The sequence below is a fragment of the Sulfurimonas sp. genome (assembly GCF_034005705.1).
Lineage (GTDB): Bacteria > Campylobacterota > Campylobacteria > Campylobacterales > Sulfurimonadaceae > Sulfurimonas.
Genome location: NZ_JAVEUF010000037.1, coordinates 1 through 4,185, shown reverse-complemented (window position 1 = coordinate 4,185; position 4,185 = coordinate 1). Strand labels below are relative to the sequence as shown.

Here is a 4,185-nt window from a genome sequence, read left to right as displayed (position 1 = left end):
CGGTGAGGGAGGGATTCGAACCCTCGGTACCCTTGCGAGTACGTCAGTTTAGCAAACTGGTGGTTTCAGCCACTCACCCACCTCACCTGTCTACTTTTGTTTCCTTAAAGGGGAAGCAAAGGTAGTTATTTTATTTTATTTTGCAATCTGTTCTCGCATGTCTGTATCGGCCTGGATATTCTTCATGCGGTAGTAGTCCATAATGCCTAAATTGCCGGCGCGGAAGGCTTCTGCCATGGCCAAGGGAATTTGCGCCTCGGCAAGGATAACTTTGGCGCGTGCATCTTGCGCTTCTGCTTTCTTTTCTTGCTCCAGGGCTACGGCCATAGCACGGCGTTCTTCTGCACGTGCTTGAGCAATATTTTTGTCTGCGTTGGCTTGATCCATTTGCAATACGGCACCAATGTTCTTTCCTACGTCAATGTCTGCAATGTCAATAGAGAGGATTTCAAAGGCCGTTCCGGAGTCCAGTCCTTTTTCCAGCACTACTCTAGAGATGTTGTCGGGGTTTTCCAACACGGATTTGTGTGAAGAAGAAGATCCAATGCTGGATACAATACCTTCTCCTACACGGGCCAGGACGGTTTCTTCTCCGGCACCCCCTACCAGTTGTTTGATATTGGCGCGTACCGTTACACGGGCTTTGGCAATAAGCTGGATACCGTCTTTAGCGACGGCAGAAACGGGCGGGGTGTTGATTACCTTGGGGTTTACGGACATTTGGACGGCCTCGAACACATCGCGACCGGCCAGGTCAATAGCAGCGGCCATTTTAAAATCCAGAGGGATGTTGGCTTTGTCTGCCGAAATCAGGGCGTTAACTACTTTAGTGACGTTTCCTTTAGCCAGGTAGTGGGCTTCCAGGGCGTTAGCGTCCATTGTCAAACCGGCTTTTGTACCGGTAATCATGGCCATCACGATAGTGCTGGGTGGTACTTTTCTCCAGCGCATAAGTACCAGCTGTATGAGATTGATCCGTACACCCGATATAAGCGCCTGAAACCACAAGGTGACGGGAAAAAACCATAATAAAATAAAGAAGCCGACGATTCCTACGGCTATCCAAATTAACGTTGCTCCTAACATCATAATATATTTTTTTTAATTGTTTTCAATAGGGGACACAAAGATACTCAATCCTTCTATATGGACTATTCTGATAGGGGTTTTGGCCTGGATGAGCCCTTCCGAGGAGCGGACTTCTATGGTTATGTCTCCAAAGCGGCCATTACCTGCCGGGTTCAAACGCGTAAGGCTGATGCCTTCCATACCTACCTCCACACCTTTGTCTTCCGGGGCAGGAAGGGCTTTTTCTTTTATGCTGTCTTTTAAGGTGATTTTTTTCCACGTTTTAGACCGTAGCGTAAAAAACAGCAAGATGGCCGTTAAGAGCAAAGCGCCAAAGAGCACAATGAAGCCTATAGTAGTCCCAAATCTGGTAAAGGCCAGCACAATGCCTCCGGCGTAACCGGCTAGTCCCAGAATGCCGGCAATACCAAATCCGGGAATGACGGTAAGTTCTGCAAAAAGCAGCAACATCCCCAACAAAATAAGTGTAATGACCAATCCCATATAGTATATCTTTTAAAAATCTTCTTGAACACTAATAGACGTAAAGCCTTTCTTTTGTAGTCCTTCTGCCAGTTCCTGCGCTTGGGTAAGAGAGTTGAACGGACCTATGTAAAAATGCGCCGCTTCTTCTTTCTCTACACGTATGATGTCTTTTTCTGTAAGTGAAGTTACGGCGGCTACCAATTGCGGCGATACTTCATCTTGTCCCAGGTACACCCGGTACGTACGGATTCCTTCCGGTTCTGTTTTGTTTTGAGCCTCTCTTTTGCGCGCTTCTTGTAAAGATAGTGATTTTCCTTCATAAAAAGCTACTACCAGGGCACCGTGGACACCTTGCCTTCTGACTGTCGTCAAAGCTTGTGTGGCCTGGGCGTATTTGGTGAATTGGCCCGCGTAATAGACGTACTTGTTGCCCACTTTTACTTCAAACGCCGGACTGATGCCTCGTAATTGCTTTGGTGTGATTTTACTGCTTAAGGTAAACAATTGGATGCGGTAATAGAGGCTCATGGGTTCGTTTTCCCAGGGAACGATTACAGCTTCTTTTTCTATACGGAAAGTAAGGTCTACAGTAGGAGGAGGTGGAGCAGGAGAAAGAAATACGTGCTTATCCCATGTTCCCTGTTTTTGTTTAACAGGGGTAAAGCGGGGGATATTTGCCTGGGTTTCTGCCGGCTCTACTTGCATGTCCGGTGTTTGGGGCGGAACAGCCAGCACGCCGTGCCACAGAAACATGTCTTCTATGGCCTGGGCTGCTTTTTGTGTATCGCGCAAGGACTGTTGCAGCTCCATAAGGGTAAATTCCCGGTCTCTTATAAGGTTGGCATATACTTGTCTGTCTTCTTCCCGTGACAAAGTGGTGTACGTATTGCGCAATTCGTCTAATTTTTGTTCTTGCCCGGCAACTTGCTCCGTGAGGTTTCGGACGGCTTTATTCAGCTCTGCATAATGTTGTGTAGCTGCTCGTGTTTTTTGAAGCACAGAATCGGCACGATCTTGCTCACGTTCGTTTGTACGGGCAGGCAAGGTGGCTTCTTCAGGTTCCGCCGGAACCGGTACTGCGCCAGACTTGACCTTTTGCACCAGCGGAAGCGAGGCAATTTCCCGCAGTTCTTGTACCGATTGTGGATGTATGGTAACGGGTCCGGGTTCGTACTCTACTTTATAAAGCATCAGGGAATCTTTGGGGGCGATGCGGTCAGACACAAAGTAGAAATACCGGGAATCGTCGGACAGCAGATAGAGCATATCGTTATGGGGCGAGGAAAACGGAATGCCCATATTTTCCGGAACGCTCCATGTCCCAAGATCTTTATCCCAATGACTTACAAACAGGTTCATGCCTCCCAGGCCGGGCAGGCCGTCTGAGCAGAAGTAAAGGGTGTTACCGTCCGGACTCAATACGGGATACATTTCATTGCGGGTGGTGTTGATGGAAGCCGGCAGGCGGACGGGCGGAGACCAGTATGTGGTGTTAGGGTCTTGGCCGTCAGCGGTATCCGATGCTTGTGGGGTGTCGGGTACGGTGCGCCATACGGTGTATAAGTCCCATCCGGTGTTTTGTGATGTGTCGCGGGCAGCAAAGACTATTTTGTCTACAGACGGTCGGTATAGGATGGGCAATGGGTTTTTGCCGTCGTCGTGTACGTGTTCCAGGAGCTCTTTTGGCGGATACCTCCATTGGCCCGAGGGGGCTAAGTCGTAATACAACGGAAACTCTTTCCCGGGGATGACGGCGTACGCTAAAAGGGTAGGACGAATGACGTATCGGCTCATGATTTGTCCGTTTTCAGAGGCCCATTTCCATTGTTCTGCCCGTTGTGTGAGCAAGGAGTCCTCAGACGCCGCAGCTGCACGTGAAAAAGCTTCTATGGCACGCTCAAATTCGTAGGCCATATGCAGCCGCTCCCCTTCTTTAAGCAGTTGCACCGCTGTTTGTGGTTGTGCATGAAGCATAGAAACAACCACACTAAGAGTGGTAGCCAAGACCGTTGCTATGAGATATCTCTTGAACATAATCCGGTAAATGCGAACTACAAAGTTAATTAATTAGGGAAAAAACATTACATTTGTCAGCTATTTTATCAGATAGATATTAATATTAATTATAAGATTATGCAAAGCAAAGGAGCCATTAGGCTGGTGGTAGTACTTATTTCTCTGGCTTGTATTTATCAACTGTCTTTTACGGCAGCTACAAGGATACAAGAGAAAAAAGCAGCAGATTATGCAGAAAAAGCCGTTGTTTCTGTACAGAAAACGCAGGATTACAGGGATATTGATGAATTGGATCAAGCTTTTTTCCTGGATTCACTCAGAAACGCCAAACAAAGCTATTATATCGACTCTATAACTCCGGAAAAAGTGTTCCTGTGGTACACTTTTAAAGAAGTGAAAGAAAGGGAAATCAATTTAGGATTGGACCTGAAGGGCGGTATGAACGTGATGATGGAAGTGAAGTTGGAAAGCCTCATACGCGCGTTGTCCGATTACAGTCAAGAGCCGCAACTGGATCAGGCGCTGGCGTTGGCCAATCAAAAGGTGGCCGAAGGTTCCAGAGCGGACTATCTGACATTATTTGCCGAGTCGTGGAATGAAGTAGCTCCCGGAGAT

4 protein-coding genes and 1 tRNA gene are annotated in these 4,185 nt (G+C 47.7%); 1 reads left to right on the top strand and 4 read right to left on the bottom strand.

All coding sequences use genetic code 11. The features are described 5' to 3' along the window. The 4 genes from RBR61_RS10115 to RBR61_RS10100 form a co-directional block, all read right to left on the bottom strand. Positions 1 to 87, bottom strand: a tRNA-Ser gene (locus tag RBR61_RS10115). A gap of 48 nt (positions 88 to 135) precedes the next feature. Further along, positions 136 to 1,089: a flotillin-like protein FloA gene (floA, locus tag RBR61_RS10110; protein WP_320344058.1), complete on the bottom strand. Its 954-nt coding sequence runs from the start codon at positions 1,087 to 1,089 to the stop codon at positions 136 to 138. A gap of 12 nt (positions 1,090 to 1,101) precedes the next feature. Then, positions 1,102 to 1,572: an NfeD family protein gene (locus RBR61_RS10105; RefSeq protein ID WP_320344056.1), complete on the bottom strand. Its 471-nt coding sequence runs from the start codon at positions 1,570 to 1,572 to the stop codon at positions 1,102 to 1,104. Positions 1,573 to 1,584: 12 nt separating this feature from the next. Then, entirely contained in the window at positions 1,585 to 3,528 is a 1,944-nt protein-coding gene (locus tag RBR61_RS10100; protein ID WP_320344054.1) for a hypothetical protein, read from the bottom strand. A 186-nt stretch (positions 3,529 to 3,714) separates the two neighbouring features. Between RBR61_RS10100 and RBR61_RS10095 the strand changes: the two genes are divergently transcribed. Beyond that, a partial coding sequence (locus RBR61_RS10095; protein WP_320344052.1) for a hypothetical protein occupies positions 3,715 to 4,185 on the top strand: 471 nt, incomplete at its 3' end.